Origin of the sequence: Streptomyces sp. JHA26 (assembly GCF_002005565.1) — a bacterium.
GTDB lineage: Bacteria > Actinomycetota > Actinomycetes > Streptomycetales > Streptomycetaceae > Streptomyces.
This window is the reverse complement of sequence record NZ_BDJC01000001.1, coordinates 196404-221080: the sequence shown is the minus strand read 5'-3', so window position 1 is coordinate 221080 and position 24677 is coordinate 196404. Positions and strand designations below refer to the sequence as shown.

Genomic DNA, 24677 nt, shown 5'->3' with positions numbered 1-24677 from the left:
GTGCCTCCCGGGCCGTTCAGGCGCTGAGGGAGGCACGGCCGCCCGCAGCGGTGGCGGCCGGGGCGGTCACGCGTAGAACAGGTCCTCCACCACCGTGCGGGCGCGGCGGGCCGTGCGGCGGTACTCGTCGAGCATGTCGCCCGCGTGGCCGGAGCCGTGGCCGAGGTAGCGGCCCACGGCCGCCAGTTCGCGCGGGTCGGTCGGGAACGTGTCGCCGGCCCGTCCGCGCACCAGCATCACCGCGTTGCGCACCCGCGTCGCCAGCACCCACGCCTCGTCGAGGGTCGCGGCGTTCTCCTCGGAGACGAGTCCCGCCCCGGACGCCGCCGCGAGGGCCTGCCGGGTGCTGGTCGTGCGCAGGCCCGGTACCGCGTGGGCGTGCCGCAGCTGCATCAGCTGCACGGTCCACTCCACGTCGGACAGGCCGCCCGGTCCCAGCTTGGCGTGCAGCTTGGGGTCGGCGCCGCGCGGCAGCCGCTCGGACTCCATGCGGGCCTTGAGCCGCCGGATCTCCCGTACCGCCTCCTCGGAGAGCCCCCGCGCCGGGTACCGCAGCGGATCGACCAGCTCGGTGAACCGCCGTCCCAGGTCCTCGTCGCCGGCGACGAACTCGGCCCGCAGCAGCGCGTGCGACTCCCACGTCAGCGACCAGCGCCGGTAGTAGGCCGCGTACGACTTGAGCGTGCGCACCAGCGGTCCGGACTTGCCCTCCGGGCGCAGGTCGGCGTCGATGATCAGGGGCGGGTCCGCGCTGGGCACCTGGAGCAGGCGGCGCATCTCGGCGACCACCTTGTTCGCGGCGTCCGCGGCCTCCCGCTCGTCGACCCCGTCCCGGGGCTCGTGCACGAACAGCACGTCGGCGTCCGAGCCGTAGCCCAGCTCGCGCCCGCCGAAGCGGCCCATGCCGATGATCGCGAACCGGGTGGGCAGGGTGTCCCCCCAGCCCTCGCGCACCACGGCCCGCAGGGTGCCGGCCAGCGTGGCCGCCGTCAGGTCCGACACCGCGGCGCCGACCCGGTCCACCAGGGCGCCCTGGTCGGCCTCGACGGGGTGCGCCTCGGTGCCGTAGGAGCCGACGATGTCGGCGGCGGCCGTGCGGAACAGCTCGCGGCGCCGCATCCCGCGCGCCGCGGTGACCGCCTGCACGGCGCCGTCTGCGCGACGGACCGCGGCGAGCACCTCCTGCTCCAGCTGGGCCCGCCCGCGCGGCTCCAGTCCCCCGGCGTCGCCGTCGCCGAGGAGCGCCACGGCCTCGGGCGCCCGCATCAGCAGGTCCGGGGCGAGGCGCCCGGCGGACAGCACCCGGGCGAGGTTCTCGGCCGCCGCGCCCTCGTCCCGCAGCAGCCTGAGGTACCAGGGCGTCCGGCCGAGCGCGTCGGAGACCTTGCGGAAGTTGAGCAGGCCCGCGTCCGGGTCGGCGGAGTCGGCGAACCAGCCCAGCAGCACCGGCAGCAGGGTCCGCTGGATCGCGGCCTTGCGGGTGACGCCGGAGGCCAGCGCCTCCAGGTGCCGCAGGGCGGCGGCCGGGTCGGCGTACCCGAGGGCGACCAGCCGCTCGCGGGCCGCGTCGGGGCGCAGCCGGGTCTCCCCCGGCGTCAGCTGGGCGACCGCGTCGAGCAGCGGCCGGTAGAACAGCTTCTCGTGCAGCCGGCGCACGACGGCGGCGTGCCGCTTCCACTCGCGCAGCAGCCCGGTGACCGGGTCGTTGCGCAGACCGAGGGAACGGCCCAGGCGCCGCAGGTCGGCCTCGTCCTCGGGCACGAGGTGGGTGCGCCGCAGCCGGTGGAGCTGGATGCGGTGCTCCATGGAGCGCAGGAAGCGGTACGCCTCGTCGAGCTGGGCCGCGTCCACCCGGCCGACGTAGCCGCCCGCGGCGAGGGCCCTCAGCGCGTCCAGCGTCGTACCGCTGTGCAGGGACGTGTCGGCCCGGCCGTGCACGAGCTGGAGCAGCTGCACGGCGAACTCGACGTCGCGCAGGCCGCCCGGTCCCAGTTTGAGCTGGCGGTCGACCTCGGCGACGGGGATGTTCTCCACCACCCGGCGGCGCATCTTCTGCACGTCGGCGACGAAGTTCTCGCGCTCGGCGGCCTGCCACACCAGGGGCTGGAGGGCGGCGACGTACTCGCCGCCCAGGGCCGGGTCGCCGGCGACCGGGCGGGCCTTGAGCAGCGCCTGGAACTCCCAGGTCTTGGCCCAGCGCTGGTAGTAGGCGAGGTGGCTGCTGAGGGTGCGCACCAGCGGGCCGTTGCGGCCCTCGGGACGCAGGTTGGCGTCGACGGGCCAGATGGAGCCCTCGACGGTCGTCTCGGAGCAGATCCGCATCATGTGCGAGGCGAGGGAGGTCGCGGCCCGCAGCGCCTTGCTCTCGTCGGCCTCGCCGGCCGCCTCCCCCACGAAGATGACGTCGACGTCGGAGACGTAGTTCAGCTCGTGGCCGCCGCACTTGCCCATCGCGATCACCGCCAGCCGGCACAGCGCGGCGTCCTCGGGCGCGGCCTCCTCGGCGAGGCGGAGGGCGGCGCGCAGGGTGGCGGTGGCGAGGTCGGCGAGCTCGGCGGCGGTCTCGGCGACGTCGATGGTGCCGCACACGTCGCGGGCGGCGATGGACAGCAGGCAGCGCCGGTAGGCGACGCGCAGCGAGACGGGGTCGGTGGCCTCGGCGAGGCCGCGCTCGAACTCCTCGACACCGCGGTGCAGGTCACGCGGCTCGTAGGTGACGAGGGCCTGCCAGTCGCCGGCGTGCCGGGCGAGGTGGTCGGCGAGCGCCTCGGAGGCGCCGAGCACGCCGAGGAGGCGGTCGCGCAGCGGCTTGGCCGCTATCAGGGTGTCCAGCAGCTCCCGGCGCGCGACGGGACCGGGCTGTGCCTCCAGCAGCCGGACCAGGCCGTGCAGGGCGAGGTCCGGGTCGGCGGTGGCGCCCAGCGCCTCCAGCAGGACCGGGTCGTTGCGGACCGGCGTCAGCTCCACGCCGTCCAGCAGCCGCTCGGCGGCCGAGGGATCGGTGAAACCGTGCCGCAGCAGTCGCGTGAAGGTACTGCTCCTGCGCCCCGGCGCCGTCATCTCGGCCTCCTGTCGGACCTGCGGGCCGGTGGTGCCGGCCCCCGTCGGATCAAGGTCGTACGGCCTTGAGCGTAACCGGGGAGCCGCGAGTGGGCGCAGGGGCGGACGGCGCCGTCCGTGATCCGGACGCCGTCGCGCGCGGGATTCCGCCTCTTCCGCCTTTTCGGTGGCGGGGCGTGCCGCCATCCGCTTCGGTGAGGGCATGGACTTCACCCTCGAAGTGATCCCGCTGCCCGTGACCGACATCGACCGTGCCCGGGACTTCTACCGGGACAAGGTCGGCTTCCACGTCGACGTCGACCAGGAGGTGATGCCGGGGATGCGGATCGTGCAGCTCACGCCCCCGGGCTCCGGCTGCTCGATCGCCCTCGGCGACAGCGTCTGGGAGCTGACCCGGGGGCCCCGGCCGGCTCCCGGTTCCTACCAGGGGCTCCAGTTGTGCGTCGCCGACATCGAGGCGGCCCGCGCGGAACTGGTGGGGCGCGGCCTGGAGGTCTCCGAGCCGGTGCAGTACGCGCCGGACGACGGTGCCACGTTCATGTACTTCTCGGACCCGGACGGCAACGGCTGGTCGATCCAGGAGTACCGGCGCCGGCAGACGGAGCCGCTGCACCGGGTGCTGGCGGATCTCCGGCGGCAGCGCTAGGGGCCCGGGGCGCGGCCGTCGGCCGGGGTCGTGGAGTCGGGCGTTCCGGTGTCATGCCCGCGGTCGGGCGCCGCGCTCCGCCAGCAGGTCCGCCATCAGCCGGATCTCCGACTCCTGCGACTCCACCATGCCCCGGGCCAGCCGCTTCTCCACTCCGACCGTGCACCGGGCGGCGCACCCCTCGGCCATGTGGACGCCGCCCTTGTGGTGCTCGGTCATCAGCTGGAGGTAGTACACCTCGGCCTGCCTGCCGCTCAGGCCGGCGAGCTTGTCCATCTCGGCGTCGGTGGCCATCCCGGGCATCAGCGAGCCCTCCCCCGCCGACGGCATGTCGCCCATGCCCATCCAGGTCATGGGCGGGTCGGACGACACCTTCGGCAGCCCCCACAGGTCGAGCCAGCCGATCAGCATGCCCCGCTGGTTGGCCTGGGTCTGCGCGATGTCGTAGGCGAGCCGCCGCACCTCCTCGTCGTCGGTGCGGTCGCGCACGATGTACGACATCTCGACGGCCTGCTGGTGGTGCACCGCCATGTCCCGCGCGAACCCGGCGTCCGCCGAGTCCGCGGCCGGGGTGCCGGCCCCGCCGTCGTCGTCGGCGCCGGCGTAGGTGAGGGCGCCGGCGGCGACGAGCACCGCCGCGGCGGCCCCCGCGATCCAGCCGGCCCTCCGGGGTGTCACTGCGACAGCCCGTTGGTGCAGGCGGCGCCCGGCTCGGGGGTCTGCTCGCCCTGGACGAACTTCTCGAAGAACGCGTCCACGTTCGGGTCGCTCGCGCCCGTCACGGTGCGCTGGTGGCCCCAGGCCGTCAGCACGATCGGTTCCTTCTGCTTGTCGTCGGGGCTCATCAGCGAGTACGGGGTCTTCTTCACCTTCGCCGCCAGCGCGTCGACGTCGGCCTTCGGGGCCTTGTCGTTGTACGTCACCCAGACCGCGCCGTGCTCCAGCGAGTGCACGGCGTTCTCGTTGTTCAGCGGCTTGGTGTAGACGTCGCCGTCGCAGTTCATCCAGACCTGGTTGTGGTCGCCGCCGACCGGGGGCTCGACCGGGTACGTCACCTTCCGGGTGACGTGGTCGCGGGACAGCGTCCCCTTCCAGGTCTGCACGCCGTCCGCGCCGGCGACGAACTTGCCGGAGGTCTTGGCGTCGGGGGCCGCCGTGTCGTCGGAGTCGTCGGACTGCGAGCGCACGAGGACCACGCCGCCGACGACGAGACCGACGACGACCACGACGCCGATCCCGATCGTGAGGATGCGGTTCCGGCGGTCGCGGGCCTCCTCGGCACGTCGCATCTCCGCTATGCGTGTCTGCCGCGCCGTGCTGCTGCTCTTGTTGGCGGAACCCATGGGGTGTGTGCCCTTCTAGAAAGGGAGGCGTTGAGTGCGCTGATCGTAATGATGCGGGAGTGCTCTCCCGTAGGGAAGTCACATGTTGTGACGCGGCGGGACCGCAGGAATGGCCCGATCGAACACGCGGCCTCTACGCTGCGGGTGAGCGGTGCACACGGCCGGGTCCCGTTCAGGCCGGGGTCGGCCGGCCGATCAAGGTCCGCAACGCGCACGAAACGGTGCTGTGGTGTGATGCTCAGGTGCCCGACCGCCTTCCGCCGTACCGGAGACAGGCGGCCTGACCAGCAAGGATGGGGAAGCGGAAGATGGACAAGCAGCAGGAGTTCGTGATCCGGACGCTCGAGGAGCGCGACATCCGGTTCGTACGCCTGTGGTTCACGGACGTGCTGGGCTTCCTCAAGTCCGTGGCCGTGGCCCCGGCCGAGCTGGAGCAGGCCTTCGACGAGGGCATCGGCTTCGACGGCTCCGCGATCGAGGGCTTCGCCCGGGTCTACGAGTCCGACATGATCGCCAAGCCGGACCCGTCGACGTTCCAGGTCCTGCCGTGGCGCGCGGAGGCGCCCGGCACGGCCCGGATGTTCTGCGACATCCTCATGCCGGACGGCTCGCCGTCCTTCGCGGACCCGCGCTACGTCCTCAAGCGCGCCCTGGCCCGCACCTCCGACCTGGGCTTCACCTTCTACACGCACCCGGAGATCGAGTTCTTCCTGCTGAAGGACAAGCCGGTCGACGGCTCGGTGCCGACGCCCGCGGACAACTCCGGCTACTTCGACCACACGCCGCAGAACATCGGCATGGACTTCCGCCGCCAGGCGATCACCATGCTGGAGTCGATGGGCATCTCGGTGGAGTTCTCCCACCACGAGGGCGCCCCCGGCCAGCAGGAGATCGACCTGCGCTACGCCGACGCGCTGTCCACGGCCGACAACATCATGACGTTCCGCCTGGTCATGAAGCAGGTGGCCCTCGAGCAGGGCCTGCAGGCCACCTTCATGCCGAAGCCGTTCTCGGAGTACCCGGGCTCGGGCATGCACTCGCACCTCTCCCTCTTCGAGGGCGACCGCAACGCCTTCTACGAGTCGGGCGCGGAGTACCAGCTCTCCAAGGTCGGCCGTTCCTTCATCGCGGGCCTGCTGCGGCACGCGGCGGAGATCTCGGCGGTCACCAACCAGTGGGTGAACAGCTACAAGCGCATCTGGGGCGGCAGCGAGCGCACCGCCGGCGCGGGCGGTGAGGCCCCGTCCTACATCTGCTGGGGCCACAACAACCGCTCGGCGCTGGTCCGCGTCCCGATGTACAAGCCCGGCAAGACCGGCTCGGCCCGCGTCGAGGTCCGCTCGATCGACTCCGGCGCCAACCCGTACCTGACCTACGCGGTGCTGCTGGCCGCCGGCCTGAAGGGCATCGAGGAGGGCTACGAGCTGCCGCCGGGCGCCGAGGACGACGTGTGGGCCCTGTCCAACGCCGAACGCCGTGCCCTGGGCATCGAGCCGCTCCCCCAGAACCTGGGCGAGGCCCTGGCCCTGATGGAACACAGCGACCTGGTCGCCGAGACCCTGGGCGAGCACGTCTTCGACTTCTTCCTGCGCAACAAGCGGCAGGAGTGGGAGGAGTACCGCTCCCAGGTCACGGCGTTCGAGCTGAGGAAGTCGCTGCCGGTGCTGTAGGGGCCGCGCGGCCGGGCCGTCGAACCGCCCCCCTGGGGCCGGCGACCTCAAACCGCCGGCCCCGGGCGCCTCACCGGCACCGGGCCGTCTGCCGCCTACTGCAGGACCAGGAGGTCCAGCGTGACGGGACCACAGCCCAAACGGGCTGCCAGGTCGGAGACCGTTGCCCGCACATAGGGGTAGACCGCCATCTGCACGGTAGTGCGCCCGAATGCGGCAAGGGCTTCCTCACTTGCATCTCCGTCCGGGGTGCCCTCTTCCGGAAAGTCGAAGAGGGCACCCACATGGAGGCCGATCTGCAGGGCGTCCTTGTCGTCCGAGCCCTTGATGGTGAGATCGTGTTCGAAGCGGTACAGCAGGCGGCCTTCCGAACGTCCCACCGTGAGCTTCGTCGAGAGCTCGTCCAGGGGTTGGAGTTCATCAGCGGCTTCCGCGTCGAGCACCTTTGCGTGCACCTCGAGAACTCTGATGCCCGAAAGGTGAGCTCTTTTGGCAACGCCAAGCGCCTGCTTCTGCTCATCTTCTGCCACGTTCAGAACGAAAGGCATGGTATTCCGCCTCAACCAGCAGTTCGCGAAGCCAGCGATTCAGTCTGCGTCTGACGCCGCACATTCCAGGAGGAAACCCAGCCGCCACTCGGGCGATGGGATGTACTGGGGCGCTGAAACTCGGTGCTCACCATTTGTGCTGCCGTGATCTCGTAGAACTCGGAGCGCACGTGCTGCTCTTGCGGCATCGTGCCCCATCGAACAAGCCATGCGTCTACGACCGCCATCTCGTCCCGGCTGAGGTAGCGCTCGGGATCACCGCTTTCCGGAATGTTCCGATGAAGCCACTCGTTGACGACGCCCCATTCCCAGATCCTTTTTCCGTTAGGGGCACCCAGCGGCACTGGAAACGCCTCACCTTTGTGGCGCTCGCCGTGAATGATCTGGCGAATACTTTCCCTGCTGCGGTCGGTACGGCGAGCGATCTCCGAGGCGTCGACCAGGTCGCGATCCATGCGGCAGACGACGACGTCGAGCTTGCGCTGGAGCTCCATCGCCGCATTCTTGGCGGCGCTCACCCCATTGTCGTGGCCGTCCATGTACATGGTGATGAGAAAGCGCCCGAAAGATTCAGCGACTGTTCCGTCGAAGTGCTCGTAGAACGCTTCCTCGACAGCGGCTACGTCGCACAGCGGCTGTACCTCAAAGCTGAGTGCGTAGGTCGTCATCGGCGCTCCCCCTCTGTTCGATGGACGCATTGACGGCCATCAACGCTGCGCGGCAGCAACTCTTCCCCCACTCCACGCCCCCCGATGTGCATTGAGGTCACCAAACGACACACGCCGGGTCAAGGTTACACCTGGTCAAGCGAGTTGCCTTTTTCGTACAAGTTCCACGGCCCGCATAAGTCATCCGACCTCCTTGCGCACTCTCGAACGTCATTGCGGACTCTCCGCTGTTTTGGATGAGGTCCGGACGACCCGGAGGTTCGACCGATCGACCCATGCTGTTGCGTTGGTCCACGGCGTAGAGCACCGCCGTGTTCCCGGCCCGCGGTCGCGGCGTTGGTTCGCTGCACGGTTGTGCAGGAGGGAGCCGCTTGGGGGCCCTGAGACCCCGGAGCATAGGTTGACGGCATGGTCGAGGGGGCGGACTCCGTGGCGCAGGTCAGGCCGCAGGAGCAGCGGAGAAGGGGGCGGCATGCCGCCCGGCGGAAGAAGGACAAGGGCGGGCTGGCTCGTTCGTCCTTACTGATGGCCGTCGGCACGGTGGTGTCACGGGCGACGGGGCTGATCCGCCAAGTGCTGCAGGCCGCGGCGCTCGGCACCGGTCTGCTGGCCAGTACGTACAACACGGCGAACACCGTGCCGACGAGTCTGTACACGCTGCTGATCGGTGGGGCGCTCAACGCCGTGCTGGTGCCGCAACTGGTGCGGGCCAGGGCGACGCAGCCCGACGGCGGACGCGCCTACGAGCAGCGTCTGGTCACGCTCGTGGTCTGCGTACTGGGCGTGGGGACGGCGCTGGCGGTGTGGGCGGCGCCGCAGATCGTGGGCCTGTACATGCGGGACACCCCGGACGGTCACGAGGCTTTCGAGCTGACGGTGACGTTCGCGCGGTTCCTGTTGCCGCAGATCTTCTTCTACGGGCTGTTCAGCATCTACGGGCAGGTCCTGAACGCGCGCGAGAAGTTCGGCGCGATGATGTGGACCCCGGTGCTGAACAACGTCGTGCTGGTCGCCATGTTCGCCTCCTACCTGGGGCTGATGACGGTGCCCGAGCGGGTGGAGGACATCACCTCCGAGCAGGTGCGGTTGCTGGGGATCGGGACGACGGCAGGCATCGCCCTGCAGGCCCTGGCGCTGATCCCGTTCGCGCGCGCGGCAGGATTCCGTTTCCGCCCGCGGTTCGACTGGCGGGGCACCGGCCTGGGCAAGAGCGTCCACGCGGCGAAGTGGACGCTGCTGTTCGTGCTGGCCAACCAGGTCGCCCTGACGGTGGTCACGAACTACGCCAATGCCGCCGACCGGGAACTGCCACAGGCCGGCGCCGGCTACTCGGCCTACACCTACGCGCAGACCATCTGGATGCTGCCGCAGTCGATCGTGACGGTGTCCCTGGTGACGGCCCTGCTGCCGCGCATGAGCCGGGCCGTCACCGAGGGGCGCATCCCGGACCTGCGCGCGGACCTGTCCCGGGTACTGCGGATCAGCGGCGTGGTCATCGTGCCCACCGCGTTCCTCTTCCTCGCCCTGGGGCCGCAGATCTCATCGCTGCTGTTCGCCCACGGGGCCACGGACGCCGCCTCGGCCCGCCCGCTGGGGTACATGCTGCAGGCGTTCGGACTCGGGCTCATCCCGTTCTCCGCCCAGTACCTCTTGCTGCGCGGCTTCTACGCCTTCGAGGACACGCGCACTCCGTTCTTCGTGGCCGCCTGGATCGCGGGCGTGAACATCGCCCTGGCCACGGCGTGTCACATGCTCCTGCCCGCCCGCTGGGCGGTCGTCGGCATGGCCGGCGCCTACACACTCTCCTACACGGCCGGTCTCGCACTCACCGCGCACCTGCTGCGCAGGAGGCTCGGGGCGCGCATCGACGACGGCGGCCTGCGCCGCACCTACGTGAAGCTGTTCTGCGCCGCGGGCCCGGCTGCAGGGCTGGGCTGGGCCGCGGCACGCGCGTGTGCGGGTCTGGGGAGCGGCACGTTGCCGACGGCCGTCGCACTGGCCGGCGGGTCGTTGGCGACGGCCGCGGTTTACCTCCTTCTCGCCCGGCTGATGAAGGTCGCCGAGTTGCGCCGCCTGCCCGGTATGCGCTGACTCCGGGCGGACGGTGCGACGAGGCGTCCTTCACGACCGGTCCTGTGCGCGGCCGGCGATGTGGTCGAGCCGGTCCCGCCCGGCGTGGCCGGTCCAAAGGATTCGGGCCGGCGTCCGTCCTCCGAAAATTCCGCGGACCTGCACAGCGTTCATCACACGATCACGTGGACCGGGCGAGACGGTGGCGGGGAGGGGTACTCGTACGCATCGCGGCCCTCCGGGAGGCTCTCCCACCGGGGGATTACGTGAAGACGGGGGCTCCTTCCCCGACCGCACGCACACACCGGTGAACGCTCGACGACGCGCGGACGGCGGGTCGTTCGCGAGCGTGCTTTGATCAACGCGCGGCACCCCGGCAATCGGTTCCGGACCCCCCGATCCGGAGCTCCGGCGTGCGCGCTCCACCGCTCCGATTTCTTTCACGCGAAGGGAAGACCTGTCATGAACCTCGTCCCCCAGGTCGACACGGCCGCGCTCTCCGACACGGACCTCGACCAGGTGTCCGGCGGCCTCGCCGTCAGCACCGTCGTCCTCACGTCCGGCGGTTCCGTCGGTGCGGGTCTCTACACCGAGGCCGGCCCGGTCTCCGTCTGCGCCGGCCTCGGCGCGTCGGTGGCGTCCGGCCAGGCGCGCCCCATGTGCCTCTGAGCCACGGCGTAGCCCTGACGGGCCCCGGACCGCCTGGTCCGGGGCCCGTCAGGGCGCGTCCGGTGCCCTGGTGGCGTCGATGCCGACCGCCCCTGCACTGCCGTCCACGTCGCGCGACGGCCGGGCTGCTCTTCGGCGCCTCGGAGATCAGACCCGAGGACTGACCGCGCGGGGCCAGGCCACGAACGTCGCCCACGCCGCCGACTCGACGGCGAGGCGGGGGCCGCCGAGGTGCTGGGAGTCGCGGATGTGGACGGTGGCGGGGGTCATGGCCACCTCGACGCAGTCGTCCGGGTTGCTGCTGTCGCTGCAGCTGCTCCTGCAGCAGGTGTTCGAGCTGTCTGCGCAACACCATCCTGCCCCCCCGTCGGGGCGCCTCAGGGTCACCTCTTCCTGCACGAAGCCGAGTTCCGGGGCGGGTGTCCGTTCGAAGATGGCCTTGCGGGTCATCCGTGCGGCGACCGCCCTCTCCAACTCGTCCTCCGAGAGCGCCGGTCGGCGCGTGGCCAGCAGGGCGCGGGCGTACTCCTCGGTCCGGACGAGACCGTGCAGGCTGTGGATGCCGTACGACAGCAACCCGACGGCCCGTGACTCCATCGTGGCCAGGTCCCGCACCAGCTTCGGGTACCGGACCTTCCTCACGTCCTCCCAGGTCGCGGCGATGAGCCCGTCCGCCCCCAGTACCTCGTCCGCCTTCTCCGGGTACTCCCGGCGGGGAATCCGCTTACCGCCCTCGATCTTGTGGACCAGGTCCTCCCCGTACCCGACGGCCACCCCGAAGCCGCCCGCCCGCATGCCCGCCGCCTCGCGGCGCAGCTTCAGCTGTCGTCCGACCGTGGCGATGACCGCCACGCCCCACTCGTCGTCCGGGTCGACCTCCCGGCCCGGCTCGTCCGTCCCACTGCCCACCGACATCCGCACCCCTCCGTCGTACGCGTCGTGTCGCGACGCCGCTCACGGGAGGCGGGCGGATCCGTGCGGATGCGGCGGTCGGGGCACCGGCACGCGAACGGGGGACCGCCGGTTCCTCAACGGCCGGCACGTCCCAGCAACGAGGTCAGCACGGCTTCCGCGTGCGTCCACAGCAGGGCGCCGCCGATGCCGGGGACGATGCGGCGGTGGGCGTCGGGGAGGCGGGTGGCGAGCAGGGTGCCGTGGTCGGGCGAGTGCGTGGTGTCCTGTTCGCCGTACCAGATGTCGACCGGGACGGTGATCCGGTCCCACCCGATGCGCCACCGTCCCATGGCGAGGACGCTGTCGCGGGCGTATCCGGCGGCGGCGCCCTGTCCGAACCCCTCGGCCAGGGCCCGGCGGTAGGCGGCCGAGAAGCCGGGGTCCCGGTAGACGGCGAGGTCGCATGCGGGGCTGCCGCCCATCACCAGGTCCCACATCGCCTCCGCGTCGAAGCCCGCGAAGAACTCCTCTGCGGCGGCCGGGTCCCGCACGGCCAGCTCGGTCAGGGCGCGCAGGTCCGTGGGCAGGGCGGGGGCGAACTCGGGCGCGGCCACCTCGTCGGCCGCCGAGACCAGGGACAGGGCGGAAGCGAGGCCGGCCTCGGCGCAGGCGAGCGCGAACGGCGCGCCCTGGGAGTTGCCGACCACGGCCGGACGCCCGAGGCCCCGCAGGGCGCACAGCCGGCGGACGTCGGCGGCGAAGTCGGCGAGGGCGCGGCCCGGGGCGGGCGTGGAGGCGCCCAGTCCGGGGCGGTCGACGGAGATCAGGCGGACGCCGAGCGCGTCGACGGCGCCCGCGCCGAAGCCGAGCCGGCGGCTCGTGGCCGCACCGGGGCACAGCAGGACGGGCACACCGTCCGGCGGCCCCCACTCGGCCCAGCCGAGCAGGCGGCCGTCCGACAGGCGTGTCTCACCGAGGCGGGCGGGGGTGGTGGCGCGGGCGGTCATGGTCCGCATCCTGCAGCGCCACGGAGCACCTTCGCACGGCCTTTTCGCCGTAAGGAGTCCGCGACGCCGCACCCGAGGTGGTACAGGAGCTGTACCATCGAAGCATGGCTCTGAAGCGCACCAACGTCTACGCCGAGGACAGCGACCTCGCGCTCATCAAGGAGGCCGCCGCACGCCTCGGTGTCGCGGAGGCGGAGATCATCCGCGAGGGCATCCACCGCATCGCCCTGGCGCACCGCGTCTGGGGCGAACCGTTCGTGTCCGACGAGGAGACCTTCGACCTCGGCGGCCCCGTGGACAAGGGCGGGATCCGGGCCGCGGTCACCGAGGGGTACGAGGAGCGCGAACGCCGGAACCGGGGCCGCGCCGCGTGATCGCCGTGGCCGGCGCCTCCGGCCTCCTCACCCTCTTCAACCGCTCCGACCCGGACCACCACGCCGCCAGGAAGGCCGCCGACGCGTGCGGCTTCCTCGTCGCCACCCCGCTCGCGCTCACCGAGGTGCACCAGGTGGCGACCAGCCGGGCCGGGCGCCCTGCCGCCGACGCGATCCTGCGTTCCCTCACCGCACGCGTGCGGCAGATGCGGCTCGTCCTCGCCCCGCCCACGCCGGAGATCCTGGACGCGGCACTGACGGTGCGGGCACGGTACGCGTCGCTCGACCTGGACCTGGTGGACGCGGTCGACGTGGCCCTCGCCGCCGAGTACGACACGGACGCCGTACTCACGAGGGATCTGCGGGACTTCCGGGCCGTACGGCCTTCGGGCGGGCGGTACGCCTGTTTCCGGATCCTCCCCGACGACCTCTGACCGCCCGCGCGGCGGCCGGGCCGCGCGGGCGGGCGTCAGCGCCGTACCGCCCCCGTCAGCGCCGTACCGCCCCCGTCAGCGCCGTACCGTCTCCGCCGTCTCCGGGACGTGGCCCGCCACCACCCGCTCCCGCCCGGCGCCCGCGGCGCCCCGGCGTCGGTCCACCGCGTAGGCCGTGGCCGCGACGCCCAGGCCGAGCACCGCCAGCCCCGCGCCCGCGAGCGCCGGGGAGGTGGCGCCGAAGCCCGCCGCGAGGGCGAGGCCGCCGATCCAGGCGCCGCCGGCGTTGGCGAGGTTGAAGGCGGCCTGGTTGGCCGAGGAGGCGAGGGAGGGGGCCGCCGAGGCCTTCTCCATGACCATCAGCTGGAGGGGCGAGCCGGTGACGAAGGCGGCCGTGCCGAGCAGCGCCACCGCGGCGGCCGCCGTGACCTCCGTGCGCATCAGGAGGGGGAAGAGGGCGAGGACCACGACCAGGGAGGTGAGGCCGCCGAAGAGCGTGCCGCGCAGGGAGTGGTCGGCCAGGCGTCCGCCCAGCAGGTTGCCCGCGGTGGCGCCGACGCCGAAGAGGGCCAGCAGCAGGGTGACGCTCGCGTCGGCGAAGCCCGCCGCGTCCGTGAGCATCGGCGTGATGTAGCTGTAGGCGGCGAAGAGCGCGCCGAAGCCGGCGACCGTGGTGCCGAGCGCCAGCCAGACGGGCAGGGAGCGCAGGGCGGCCAGTTCGCCGCGCAGGCCCGTGGTGGGGGCGGGGGCGCCGTCGCGCGGGATCAGGACGGCGAGGGCCGCTATCGCCGCGACGCCGATCACGCTGACGCCGAGGAACGTGGCCCGCCAGCCCAGCTGCTGGCCCACGGCGGTGGCCGCGGGGACGCCGACGATGTTGGCGACCGTCAGCCCCAGGAACATCAGGGAGACGGAACGGGCCTTGCGTTCCGGTGCCACCATGCCGGTGGCGACCACCGCGCCGACGCCGAAGAAGGCGCCGTGCGGCAGGCCGCTGACGAAGCGGGCGGCGAGCAGGGAGACCTCGCCGGGGGCGACGGCCGACAGGGCGTTGCCGAGCACGAAGAGCGCCATCAGGGCGATCAGGACCGTGCGGCGGGACATCCGCGCGGTGGCCGCCGCGAGCAGCGGGGCGCCGATGACGACGCCGAGCGCGTACGCGGAGACCAGGTGTCCGGCGGTGGGGATCGAGATGTGCAGGTCGCCGGCGACATCGGGCAGCAGGCCCATCATCACGAACTCGGTCGTGCCGATGCCGAAGGCGCCCACGGCGAGGGCGAGCAGGGCCAGGGGCATGAAGGGTCTCGCCTTTCGAGAGCGGGGTGTGCGTACGGGGAGGGGACGTTTTTATGTTCCCGTACGGAACAAAGACTCTCAGGGCGAATGTTCCCGCGGCGAATCTCAGGAAGCCGTTGTGTCGACCTTCACACGCGCGGCGATCGGCAGATGGTCGCTGCCCGTCGCCGGGAGCGTCCAGCTGGTCTCCGGCTCGACGCCCGTGACCAGGATCTGGTCGATGCGGGCCATCGGGAAGGACGCCGGCCAGCTGAAGCCGAAGCCGTCGCCCACGGCGCCCTGCGGGGAGCGCATCTGCGAGGTGATCGCGGTGAGCGCGCGGTCGTTCATGGTGCCGTTGAGGTCACCGAGCAGGATCTTGTGGGGCAGCTTCTCGTCGGAGATGGCCTCGCCGAGGGCGGCGGCGCTCTTGTCCCGCTGCCGGGCGGTGAAACCGGCCTCCAGCTTCACCCGGACGGAGGGCAGGTGGGCGACGTAGACGGCGACCGGGCCGGAGGGGGTGGCCACGGTGGCGCGCATCGCGCGCTTCCAGCCCAGCCGGATGTCGACCGCCTTCACGTCGCTCATCGGGTACTTGCTCCACAGTCCGACGGTGCCGACGACCGCGTGGTGCGGGTACGCCGACTCCAGCGCCCTCTCGTACGTCGGCACGGCGGACGCCTTCAGCTCCTCCAGGGCCAGCACGTCGGCGCCGGCGGCGGCCACGGCGCGGGCGGTGCCGGCCGGGTCGGCGTTGTCGGCGTTGACGTTGTGCGTGGCCACCGTGAGGTCGCCGCCGGCGCCGGTCTTGTCGAAGAGCAGACCGCCGAAGAGGTTCAGCCACACGGCCACCGGCAGGACGAGGGCGATCAGCGCCGTCGCCGACTTGCGGACCAGGGCGATCACGAGCAGGACCGGGATCAGCAGGCCGAACCACGGCAGGAAGGTCTCGGTGAGGCTGCCGAGGTTGCCGACGGCGTTGGGGACGTGCGAGTGCGCCGCCATGACGACGGCCAGGAGCACGGCCACCGCCGCCGTGATCAGACCCCGGCGCCAGATCCGCCGGTCGCCGCGCCAGCCGGTGACCAGCCGGTCGAACAGGCGCCGGAGCCGGGAGCTCCGACGCTCGGGTCCCGAGCCGCCGTTGTCCGTCTCCGTCATGTACGCCTGCTGCGCCATACCGCCGCCTCACTGCCTGCCGTGCATACCGTCGCCCCCCGTGTCACAGCACCCTAGGGGATGATCGGTTCCGTTCCCGCCGTCCCGTGACGACCGTTCGGGCACGAGGACGCGCGAGCCGGTGTCCGGAGTTCCGAACAGGGGTGGGACCAGGGGCCTCTGTGACGGAACGCTCACATTCGCGGCCGAGCCGGCCCTCTCGCACCGTCGAGCCCGGGACTCCTCGGACACGGGACCGTTCCGTACCGGGGACACGGGACCGTTCCGTACCGGAATCGCCTTGCCGGGCCCTTACACCCGTTTGCACCCGTCCGCACCCGTCGAGTCCGGTCGTACGCCGCATGGCGCGGGTCCCCTAGCCGACCGTCGGCATGAGATGCCACCATGAAGGGGATCCGGGGACGCCGTCAGGGCGCCTCGAGATGACATGAAGGAGCCGTTGCCATGACGCAGCTTTCGGCTGCCCAGACGCCTCAGGCCAAGCCCGCCGACGGCGGCAGGGCGCTGTACGGGGGCAAGAGCACCCGTCGCATCACCGTCCGGGACATCACCGCCGCCAAGGAGCGCGGCGAGAAGTGGCCCATGCTCACCGCGTACGACGCGATGACCGCGTCCGTCTTCGACGAGGCCGGCATCCCGGTCATGCTCGTCGGCGACTCCGCGGGCAACTGCCACCTCGGCTACGACACCACCGTGCCCGTCACGCTGGACGAGATGACGATGCTCTCGGCCGCCGTGGTCCGGGGCACCAGCCGCGCCCTGATCGTCGCCGACCTGCCCTTCGGCTCCTACCAGGAGGGTCCGGTGCAGGCGCTGCGCTCGGCGACCCGGCTGGTGAAGGAGGCGGGCGTGGGGGCCGTGAAGCTGGAGGGCGGTGAGCGGTCGCACGAGCAGATCCGGCTGCTCGTCGAGTCCGGCATCCCCGTGATGGCGCACATCGGCCTCACCCCGCAGTCCGTCAACGCCATGGGCTACCGGGTGCAGGGCCGCGGCGAGGAGGCCGCCCAGCAGCTGCTGCGCGACGCCAAGGCCGTGCAGGACGCGGGCGCCTTCGCGGTCGTCCTGGAGCTGGTGCCGGCCGAGCTGGCCGCCGAGGTGACGCGCACCCTGCACATCCCGACCGTCGGCATCGGCGCGGGTCCGGAGACGGACGCGCAGGTGCTGGTGTGGACCGACATGCTCGGGCTGACCGGCGGACGGGTGCCGAAGTTCGTGAAGAAGTACGCCGACCTGCGCCAGGTCATGGGCGACGCGGCGAAGGCGTTCGCCGACGACGTCGTCGGCGGAACGTTCCCGCTGGAGGAGCACTCCGTCCACTAGACCGACGTCCACCGGACCAACACGGCACCACCGGGCCCCGCCGATCTTCCCCCGTCGGCGGGGCCCGTCTCCGCACCCGAACCGGTGCCGCTCCCGCGGAGCCGGTGGCTCGCCGCAGTGGCTGCCCGATCGACGGCCGCGGTGGTCGTCGGTGGGATGTCGGGGCTGTCGGCGACGTGTCGGTGGTTTGTCAGTGGGTCCTGACAGTGTCTTCCGCATGAAGCGAATCGACGACAACCCCCCGGCCGCGAACAGCGCGGTCACCGTGCGGGGGCTGGTCAAGCACTACGGCGAGACCAAGGCGCTGGACGGCGTCGACCTGGACGTGCGTGAGGGCACCGTGATGGGCGTGCTCGGGCCGAACGGCGCCGGCAAGACCACCCTCGTGCGCATCCTGTCCACCCTCATCACCCCCGACGCCGGACAGGCGCACGTCGCCGGCTACGACGTCGTACGGCAGCCGCGGCAGCTGCGGCGGGTGATAGGACTCACCGGGCAGTACGCGTCCGTGGACGAGAAGCTCCCCGGCTGGGAGAACCTCTACATGATCGGGCGGCTGCTCGACCTGTCCCGCAGGGACGCCCGCGCCCGTGCCGACGAACTGCTGGAGCGGTTCTCGCTCACCGAGGCGGCCAAGCGCCCCGCGGCCACCTACTCCGGCGGCATGCGGCGGCGCCTCGACCTGGCCGCCTCCATGATCGGCCACCCGGCCGTCCTCTACCTGGACGAGCCCACCACCGGCCTGGACCCGCGCACCCGCAACGAGGTGTGGGACGAGGTCAAGCGCATGGTCGGCGACGGCGTCACCGTGCTGCTGACCACCCAGTACATGGAGGAGGCCGAGCAGCTCGCCTCCGAGCTGACCGTCGTCGACCGCGGCAAGGTCATCGCGAACGGCGGCATCGAGGAGCTGAAGGCGAAGGTCGGCGGGCGCACCCTGCGCGTCCGTCCGGTCGATCCGGCCCACCTGCGCCCGCTCGCCTCGTTCCTGGACGAGATGGGCATCACCGGGCTCGCCAACGCCACCGTGGACACCCGCAGCGGAACCGTCCTGGTGCCGATCCTCAGTGACGAGCAGCTGACCGCCGTGGTCGGCGCGGTCACCGCGCGCGGCGTCACCATCGCCTCCATCACCACCGAACTGCCCAGTCTGGACGAGGTCTTCCTGTCCCTCACCGGTCACCGCGCCAGTGCCCCGCAGGACGCCGCGGCCGCCACCGACGCCCGCGAGGAGGTCGCCGTATGAGCGCCACCACCATCACCCACGCCCCCGACGCGCGGATCTCGCTGCGCGGGCACCTGCGGCACACCGGCGCGCTGGTCCGCCGCAACCTGCTGTGGATCCGGCAGGACCCGGAGTCGATGTTCGACGCGATCCTGTTCCCGGTGATCTTCACGCTGCTGTTCGTCTACGTCTTCGGCGGCTCCATCGGCCAGTCGCTGGGCGGCGGGCAGCAGGCGTACGTCCAGTACGTGGTGCCCGGTCTGATGGCCATGATGGGCATGAACATGGCCCAGGGGGTCGGCACCGGCTTCAACCAGGACTTCAACTCCGGTGTCATGGACCGCTTCCGGTCCCTGCCGATCGGGCGCGGCTCGGTGCTGTTCGCCAAGATCGCCGTGGAGCTGCTGCGGATGCTGTTCGCCACGGTGGTGCTGCTGATCGTCGGCGTCCTCGTCGGCTTCGACATCACCGACTGGGGCGGGCTGCTGGCCTCCGTGGGACTGTCGGTGATGTTCGGCTCGGCCCTGATGTGGATCTTCCTCACGCTGGGCGTGGTGATGAAGAACGCCCAGTCCGTGCAGGCGATGGGCTTCCTGGTGCTGATGCCGCTCCAGTTCGGCTCCTCGATCTTCGCGCCGACGCAGTCGATGCCGGGCTGGCTGGAGGCCTTCACCGACTACAACCCGCTGTCGGCCCTCGCCGACGCCGCGCGCGGCCTGATGGTGGGCGGCCCCGTCGCACACGACCTGTGGATGACGGTCGCCTGGTCGGTGGGGATCACGGCGGTGATGGCGCCGATCGCGATCCACAAGTTCCGTACGAAGGCCTGACGCGCCCGGACACGTCAGACCAGGGCGCCGGCCTCCTCCGCGGTGAGGCCGGTGCCCTCGGCGTGGGCGGCCTCGTAGGCCTCGGCGCCGAGCACGTCACGGACCCGCTCCACGGCCCGGACGCGCGCGTCCCGCTCCAGGCCCATCGCCACGTGGTCCGGCGGCAGCGTCGCGTCGGCGGCGCCGATGCAGCGCGCGGCGTCCACGGCGCGGCGCCCGCCGTCCACCCGGGCCATCGCCATCGCGGCGATGGTCAGGAACCCGGACCGCATGTGCGGGGCGATGACGGCGGACAACGGGTCGTCCGCCCGTTCCAGCGACTCCCGGATCCTGGCCAGGCACTCCTCGTGGCGGCCCTCCAGCGTGGCGAGCCACGCCTCGGCGGCGAGGAGGAAGGCGTCGAAGACGACGAACTGGGAGAGGGAGAAGTTCTCGCGCAGCAGCCGCAGTTCCTCGTGGGCCTCGGCGATCCGGCCGGTCATGCCGAGCCGGCCGGCGAGGTAGAGCCGGGCGGCCGGCATGGCGGCGTTGTGTCCCGTCCCCTCGGTCCGGGCGACCACCGCGCGCAGCATGAGCTCGCCCCGCTCGGCGTCGCCCGCCTCCACCAGCACGCTGCCGAGCCGGGCGTCCAGGATGTCCACCTGGGCGTGGGCCCCGAGCCGCCGGGCGAGTTCCGCGGCGGCCTCGTAGGAGGCGGCGGCCTGCCGGTACTCGCCCTGGCGTTCCTGGGCCTCGGCGTGGGCGGCCAGGGCCTCGGCGGTGCCCCAGGCGTCACCGAGGCGGCGGTAGATGTCCAGCGCCTCGTCGGCGTCGCGGGCCGCGTCGCCCGCCCAGTCGGTGCGGTTGGCGAGCATCTGGGCGCGCATCTGCAGGGCGCCGGCCAGCTCCCAGTCGAACCCCGGTGTCTCACGGCAGGTGCGCACCGTGGCGTTCATGATCTCGTGCAGCCGGTCCATGTCGCCGGAGAGCATCACCGCGAAGAACCAGAGCAGGCCGGGCGGGAAGCAGGTCTGCGGCATGCCCGGTTCGTAGGTCTCGGCGATCACGCGCAGCTTCCGCTGGGCCTGCGGGTTCTGCCAGGCGTCCAGCTCGGTGTCCATGCAGGCGAGGTGGGCGAGGTGGACTCCCCGCCGGGCCTCCGCGAGCACCTCCCCGGTCATCGGGGGCGGCGCGGCCGTGCACCGCTCCCACACCGGCTCGGCGCGCCGGACCGGTTCGCCGAACGGGTCCGGGCCGAGGGCCATGACCTCGCTGAACCAGTTCCGGGCCTCCACCCGCAGGTCGCGCATCTGCCAGTACCAGACCAGCGACAGCGCCAGGCTGAGCGCCTCCTGCTCGTCGCGCTCGGCGATCGCGTGGCGCAGGGCGGTGCGCAGGTTCTCGTACTCGCGTTCCAGCCGCTCGATGGCGGTCAGCTGCTCGGGGCCGCGCAGCAACGGGTCCGTGGTGCGGGCGAGTTCGCGGTAGTACGTCAGGTGGGCGTGTTCCGCGTCGGCGCGGGCTCCGGTCTCGTCGAGGCGTTCGGCGGCGTACTCGGAGACGGTCTCCAGCAGGCGGTAGCGCATCTCGCCGTCGCCGGCGGGGGCGGCGACGACCAGGGACTTGTCGACCAGGGAGCCGAGCGCCTCCAGCGCGGCCGGCCCGCACACGGCCTCGGCGGCGGCCAGGTCGCAGCCGCCGGCGAACACCGACAGGCGGCCGAGGACGTCCCGTTCGTCCTCGTCCAGCAGGTCCCAGGACCAGTCGACGACCGCGCGCAGCGTCTGCTGGCGGGGCAGGACGGTGCGGCTGCCGGAGGTGAGCAGGCGGAAGCGGTCGTCGAGGCGGTCGGCGATCTGGCGCGGGGTGAGCATCCGCAGCCGGGCGGCGGCCAGTTCGATGGCGAGCGGCAGGCCGTCGAGGCGGCGGCAGATCTCGGCGCAGGCCGCCGCGGTCCCCTCGTCGGCGTCGGGGCGGAAGCCGGGGCGGGCGGCCGCTCCCCGGTCGGCGAGCAGCCGCAGCGCGGCCGGCTCGGGCAGCGGCTCGACCGGGCGCAGCACCTCTCCCGGGACGCCGAGGGGTTCGCGGCTGGTGGCGAGGACGGTCAGGTGGGGGCAGCGGGCGAGCAGTTCCTCGGCGAGCCGGGCGGCGGCGTCGACGACGTGCTCGCAGTTGTCGAGGACGATCAGCATGCGGCGCCGGCCGCAGTGCTCGACGAGGCGCTCGACGGCGGTGGCCTGCCGGTCGGTCGCGGTGACGGCCCGCATCTCCTCGGCGCCGGCGCCGTACAGCACGGTCTCGCGGGCGCCGAGGGCGGTCAGCACGGCCTCCGGTACGGCGCCGGGGTCGTCGACGGGGGCGAGCTCGGCCAGCCAGACGCCGTCCGGCGCGCAGTCACCGGCGTCCTCGGCGGCCTCCTGCGACAGCCGGGTCTTCCCGGCTCCGCCGGGTCCGAGCAGGGTGACCAGCCGTGCGGTCGCCAGGTCGGCGCGCAGGGCCCGGATGTCGGTGTCCCGGCCGACGAACGAGGTGAGCCGGGCGCGGAGGTTGCCCCGGGGGCGGACCGCGGCGGGGGCCTCGCGGGTCCCGGACGCGGATCGCGCGGCGGGGGCGGCGGGCGGTGCGGAACCGGGGTCCGTCGCAGGTCCGGCGGGCGCCGCGCGCCCCGTGGGGCCGGCGTCCGCCGTGGGACCGGAAGGCGCGGTGGGGCCGGAGGGCGTCGCGGGGTTGAGCAGCTCCCCGTGCAGCGCCCGCAGTTCGGGCCCCGGATCGGTGCCGAGGCGGTCCGCGAGCAGGCGGCGCAGGTCCTCGTAGGCGGCCAGCGCCTCGGCGGTGCGGCCGGTGTCGCGCAGGGCGCGCAGCCGCAGGGCCTGGAGGGGCTCGTCCAGGGGGTGGCCGTCGCACAGCGCGGTCAGCTCGGGCAGGGCGTGCTCCGCCTGCCCGAGGTCCAGGGCGGCGGCGTGGCGGGCGCGCAGGACGTCCAGGTGCCGGGTCTCCCAGCGGGCCGCCTCGGCGGTGCGGTCGGGCAGGTCGGCGAGGGCGGGGCCGCGCCACAGGGCGAGGGCGTCGGCGAGGAGCTCGGCCGCCTTGTCCGGGTCGCCGTCGGCGAGGGCGCGGGAACCCTCCCCGGCCAGCCGGTCGAAGCGGTGCAGGTCGATGTCGTCGGGGGCGGCGGCGAGCCGGTAGCCGCCGTCGGCGGAGGCGACCGCGTCCGCGCCGAGCGCCCGGCGCAGCCGCCCGACCAGTGCCTGGAGGGCGCCCGGCGCGTCCACGGGCGGGTCGCCGCCCCACACCTCCTCCACCAGCAGCCCCGCGGGCACGGCGCGGCCGGGCCTGAGGGCGAGCACGGTCAGCAGGGCGCGCAGCCGTGCCCCGCCGACGGGGACGGCCGTGCCGTCGGGGCGGAGTGCCTGGGTGGTGCCGAGGATGCGGTAGCGCACGGGCCCATTGTCCCTGGCGCCGTCGGGACCGGTCACGGGGTTCGTCCGGTGCGGCGCGGCAGCGTCCGGCCGGGGCCTCGCCGAACACCCGCCGCGCCGGGTACGGTCGGCAGTCCTCGTGATCGCCTCGGGCCAGGCCGTGCCTGCGCACGTCAGTCAGGGAGTCCCATGACCGCCGCCACCACCCGCCCCGGCGACCGCCGGATCAGTCCCGTCTTCCTCGGGATCGTCGCCGTCATGGCGGTCACCGGGTGGGCCACCTGGACCGGGTTCGCCGAGCAGCCGGGCCTGGCCGTGTTCCTGTTCGTGACGGCCGCGTGGGTCGTCTCGCTGTGCCTGCACGAGTACGCGCACGCGCGCACCGCGCTGCACAGCGGGGACGTCTCGGTCGGCGCGAAGGGCTATCTCACGCTGAATCCGGTGAAGTACACGCACGCGCTGCTGAGCATCGTGCTGCCCGTACTGTTCGTGATCATGGGTGGGATCGGCCTGCCGGGCGGCGCGGTGTTCATCGAGCGGGGCCGCATCCGCGGGCGCTGGCGGCACAGTCTGATCTCGGCCGCGGGTCCGCTGACGAACGTCCTGTTCGCCGCGGTGTGCACGGCCCCGTTCTGGCTGGACGCGCTGGACGGCGTGCCGCGCGACGTCCGGCTCGCGCTCGCCTTCCTCGCGCTGCTCCAGGTCACGGCCGCGATCCTGAACTTCCTGCCGGTGCCGGGCCTGGACGGCTACGGGGTGATCGAGCCCTGGCTGTCGCACGGCGTGCGGCGGCAGGTGGAGCCGTTCGCGCCGTTCGGGCTGCTGTTCGTGTTCGCGCTGCTGTGGCTGCCGTCGGTCAACGGCGTGTTCTTCGACGCGGTCGACGCGATCCTGCGCGGGCTGGGGATCGGCGACGTCGACTCGTACTGCGGCTTCGAGCTGTACCGGTTCTGGCAGACCGACGCGTTCTGCTCGGTCAGTTCGTGACCGACTCGCGGCGCGGGGTCCGGCCGCGCTTGACGTAGTACCAGCACATGTTGGAGGACACGCCCGTCATCAGCACCCAGACGACCCCGATCACCACGCTGCCCTGCACGAAGGAGACGACGGCGGCGACCACGGCGAGCACGCAGACGATCAGGGCGTAGACGGCGAGGCGGGGCATGGGCGGGGCTCCTGTCGGGGGGACACGTGCGGGTACTGCGGCACTGCGGGTGCGGCCGGCACGCGCGGTACCGGCACCCACCAGTGTCCCCCATCGCCTCACACGTCGGTGACGCGGAGCCCGGCGTGTGCCTTGTAGCGGCGGTTGACGGAGATCAGGTTGGCGACCAGCGACTCGACCTGGTGGGCGTTGCGCAGCCGCCCGGCGAAGACGCCGCGCATGCCGGCGATGCGTCCGGCGAGGGCCTGCACGATCTCCACGTCGGCCCGCTCCTCGCCGAGCACCATGACGTCGGTGTCGATCTCGTCGATCTCCGGGTCCTGGAGCAGGACCGCCGAGAGGTGGTGGAAGGCGGCGGTGACCCGGCTGTCCGGCAGCAGGGCGGCGGCCTGCTCGGCGGCGCTGCCCTCCTCGGGCTTGAGGGCGTAGGCACCCTTCTTGTCGAAGCCGAGGGGGTTGACGCAGTCGACGACGAGCTTGCCGGCCAGTTCCCCGCGCAGGGACTCGAGGGTCTTGCCGTGGCCCTCCCACGGCACGGCGACGATCACGATGTCGCTGCGGCGGGCGGTCTCGGCGTTGTCGGCACCCTCGATGCCGTGCCCGAGCTCCTCGGCGGCGGCCCGGGCGCGCTCGGCGGCGCGGGAGCCGACGATCACCTTCTGGCCCGCCTTGGCGAGGCGGTAGGCGAGGCCCTTGCCCTGCGGGCCGGTCCCGCCGAGCACGCCGACGACGAGCCCGGAGACGTCGGGCAGGTCCCAGGGGTCCTTGGCGGGGGCCTTCTGTGCGGCACTGTCGGTAGAGGTCATGGGCCCGACCCTACGTCCGCCCCGGCCGCCGCACCGGCCCGGGTGCCGCCGGGCGGGGCGCCGTCCCCGGGTCGGGGGAATCCGGGGCGAACGCCG

Annotated in this window: 22 protein-coding genes and 1 pseudogene; 10 read left to right on the top strand and 13 right to left on the bottom strand. The window is 72.6% G+C overall.

What is annotated here, in order from left to right; genetic code table 11:
* Window positions 1-66: 66 nt before the first annotated feature.
* Complete coding sequence (locus JHAT_RS01045; protein WP_077796071.1) at window positions 67-3060, bottom strand: bifunctional [glutamine synthetase] adenylyltransferase/[glutamine synthetase]-adenylyl-L-tyrosine phosphorylase; 2994 nt, start codon at window positions 3058-3060, stop codon at window positions 67-69.
* A 202-nt stretch (window positions 3061-3262) separates the two neighbouring features.
* On the opposite strand from JHAT_RS01045, the gene JHAT_RS01040 reads away from it, so the two are divergent.
* Window positions 3263-3706, top strand: coding sequence for a VOC family protein (locus JHAT_RS01040; protein WP_077796140.1), 444 nt, complete (start codon window positions 3263-3265; stop codon window positions 3704-3706).
* A 51-nt stretch (window positions 3707-3757) separates the two neighbouring features.
* On the opposite strand, the gene JHAT_RS01035 is transcribed toward JHAT_RS01040, so the two are convergent.
* Window positions 3758-4384: a DUF305 domain-containing protein gene (locus JHAT_RS01035; RefSeq protein WP_077796070.1), complete on the bottom strand. Its 627-nt coding sequence runs from the start codon at window positions 4382-4384 to the stop codon at window positions 3758-3760.
* On the bottom strand, window positions 4381-5049 hold the full coding sequence (locus JHAT_RS01030; protein ID WP_077796069.1) for a DUF3105 domain-containing protein: 669 nt from the start codon (window positions 5047-5049) through the stop codon (window positions 4381-4383). Before JHAT_RS01030 ends, JHAT_RS01035 begins: the two co-directional genes overlap by 4 nt.
* Before the next feature lie 308 nt (window positions 5050-5357).
* Here JHAT_RS01030 and glnA point away from each other — a divergent pair, with 308 nt between their 5' ends.
* A complete protein-coding gene (glnA, locus tag JHAT_RS01020) occupies window positions 5358-6719 on the top strand; it encodes a type I glutamate--ammonia ligase (protein WP_077796139.1) in 1362 nt (453 codons plus the stop codon).
* Between the two features lie 95 nt (window positions 6720-6814).
* On the opposite strand, the gene JHAT_RS01015 is transcribed toward glnA, so the two are convergent.
* Window positions 6815-7267 carry a hypothetical protein gene (locus JHAT_RS01015; protein ID WP_077796067.1) on the bottom strand — a complete coding sequence of 151 codons (453 nt, stop codon included), beginning with the start codon at window positions 7265-7267 and terminating at the stop codon, window positions 6815-6817.
* An 11-nt stretch (window positions 7268-7278) separates the two neighbouring features.
* Entirely contained in the window at window positions 7279-7935 is a 657-nt protein-coding gene (locus JHAT_RS01010) for a hypothetical protein (protein WP_077796066.1), read from the bottom strand.
* Window positions 7936-8343: 408 nt separating this feature from the next.
* Between JHAT_RS01010 and murJ the strand changes: the two genes are divergently transcribed.
* Both murJ and JHAT_RS01000 read left to right on the top strand, forming a co-directional pair.
* On the top strand, window positions 8344-10026 hold the full coding sequence (gene murJ, locus JHAT_RS01005; protein WP_077796065.1) for a murein biosynthesis integral membrane protein MurJ: 1683 nt from the start codon (window positions 8344-8346) through the stop codon (window positions 10024-10026).
* Window positions 10027-10467: 441 nt separating this feature from the next.
* A complete protein-coding gene (locus JHAT_RS01000; protein WP_077796064.1) occupies window positions 10468-10674 on the top strand; it encodes a hypothetical protein in 207 nt (68 codons plus the stop codon).
* A gap of 147 nt (window positions 10675-10821) precedes the next feature.
* Here the strand turns inward: JHAT_RS01000 and JHAT_RS34910 are convergent, their stop codons facing one another.
* The 3 genes and pseudogenes from JHAT_RS34910 to JHAT_RS00985 form a co-directional block, all read right to left on the bottom strand.
* The gene (locus tag JHAT_RS34910; protein WP_077796063.1) at window positions 10822-10944 is read right to left on the bottom strand and encodes a DUF397 domain-containing protein; all 123 of its coding nucleotides are present in this window, start codon (window positions 10942-10944) and stop codon (window positions 10822-10824) included.
* Between the two features lie 49 nt (window positions 10945-10993).
* A pseudogene (locus tag JHAT_RS00990) lies at window positions 10994-11589 on the bottom strand (Scr1 family TA system antitoxin-like transcriptional regulator); the annotation flags it as partial.
* Between the two features lie 113 nt (window positions 11590-11702).
* A complete protein-coding gene (locus JHAT_RS00985) occupies window positions 11703-12575 on the bottom strand; it encodes an alpha/beta fold hydrolase (protein WP_077796062.1) in 873 nt (290 codons plus the stop codon).
* Between the two features lie 104 nt (window positions 12576-12679).
* On the opposite strand from JHAT_RS00985, the gene JHAT_RS00980 reads away from it, so the two are divergent.
* A complete protein-coding gene (locus JHAT_RS00980; RefSeq protein ID WP_077796061.1) occupies window positions 12680-12949 on the top strand; it encodes a CopG family transcriptional regulator in 270 nt (89 codons plus the stop codon).
* A complete protein-coding gene (locus JHAT_RS00975; protein WP_077796060.1) occupies window positions 12946-13383 on the top strand; it encodes a type II toxin-antitoxin system VapC family toxin in 438 nt (145 codons plus the stop codon). The genes JHAT_RS00980 and JHAT_RS00975 overlap by 4 nt, the downstream gene beginning before the upstream one ends.
* Before the next feature lie 75 nt (window positions 13384-13458).
* Here the strand turns inward: JHAT_RS00975 and JHAT_RS00970 are convergent, their stop codons facing one another.
* Both JHAT_RS00970 and JHAT_RS00965 read right to left on the bottom strand, forming a co-directional pair.
* Window positions 13459-14679, bottom strand: a complete 1221-nt coding sequence (locus JHAT_RS00970) for an MFS transporter (RefSeq protein WP_077796059.1) — start codon at window positions 14677-14679, stop codon at window positions 13459-13461.
* A 105-nt stretch (window positions 14680-14784) separates the two neighbouring features.
* Entirely contained in the window at window positions 14785-15837 is a 1053-nt protein-coding gene (locus JHAT_RS00965; RefSeq protein WP_077796058.1) for an endonuclease/exonuclease/phosphatase family protein, read from the bottom strand.
* A gap of 444 nt (window positions 15838-16281) precedes the next feature.
* Between JHAT_RS00965 and panB the strand changes: the two genes are divergently transcribed.
* From panB to JHAT_RS00950, 3 genes are all read left to right on the top strand, one after another.
* Window positions 16282-17157 carry a 3-methyl-2-oxobutanoate hydroxymethyltransferase gene (panB, locus tag JHAT_RS00960; RefSeq protein ID WP_077796057.1) on the top strand — a complete coding sequence of 292 codons (876 nt, stop codon included), beginning with the start codon at window positions 16282-16284 and terminating at the stop codon, window positions 17155-17157.
* A gap of 217 nt (window positions 17158-17374) precedes the next feature.
* On the top strand, window positions 17375-18403 hold the full coding sequence (locus JHAT_RS00955) for an ATP-binding cassette domain-containing protein (protein WP_077796056.1): 1029 nt from the start codon (window positions 17375-17377) through the stop codon (window positions 18401-18403).
* Window positions 18400-19212: an ABC transporter permease gene (locus JHAT_RS00950; RefSeq protein ID WP_077796055.1), complete on the top strand. Its 813-nt coding sequence runs from the start codon at window positions 18400-18402 to the stop codon at window positions 19210-19212. Before JHAT_RS00955 ends, JHAT_RS00950 begins: the two co-directional genes overlap by 4 nt.
* A gap of 14 nt (window positions 19213-19226) precedes the next feature.
* On the opposite strand, the gene JHAT_RS00945 is transcribed toward JHAT_RS00950, so the two are convergent.
* Window positions 19227-22631, bottom strand: coding sequence for a BTAD domain-containing putative transcriptional regulator (locus JHAT_RS00945; RefSeq protein ID WP_253195360.1), 3405 nt, complete (start codon window positions 22629-22631; stop codon window positions 19227-19229).
* Between the two features lie 168 nt (window positions 22632-22799).
* On the opposite strand from JHAT_RS00945, the gene JHAT_RS00940 reads away from it, so the two are divergent.
* Window positions 22800-23597 (top strand): site-2 protease family protein, encoded by a 798-nt coding sequence (locus JHAT_RS00940; RefSeq protein ID WP_077796053.1) that lies wholly within the window; start codon window positions 22800-22802, stop codon window positions 23595-23597.
* Here the strand turns inward: JHAT_RS00940 and JHAT_RS00935 are convergent.
* Entirely contained in the window at window positions 23587-23775 is a 189-nt protein-coding gene (locus JHAT_RS00935) for a hypothetical protein (protein ID WP_077796052.1), read from the bottom strand. The genes JHAT_RS00940 and JHAT_RS00935 overlap by 11 nt on opposite strands.
* A gap of 98 nt (window positions 23776-23873) precedes the next feature.
* Window positions 23874-24581 carry an NADPH-dependent F420 reductase gene (gene npdG / locus JHAT_RS00930; RefSeq protein WP_077796051.1) on the bottom strand — a complete coding sequence of 236 codons (708 nt, stop codon included), beginning with the start codon at window positions 24579-24581 and terminating at the stop codon, window positions 23874-23876.
* Between the last annotated feature and the right edge of the window lie 96 nt (window positions 24582-24677).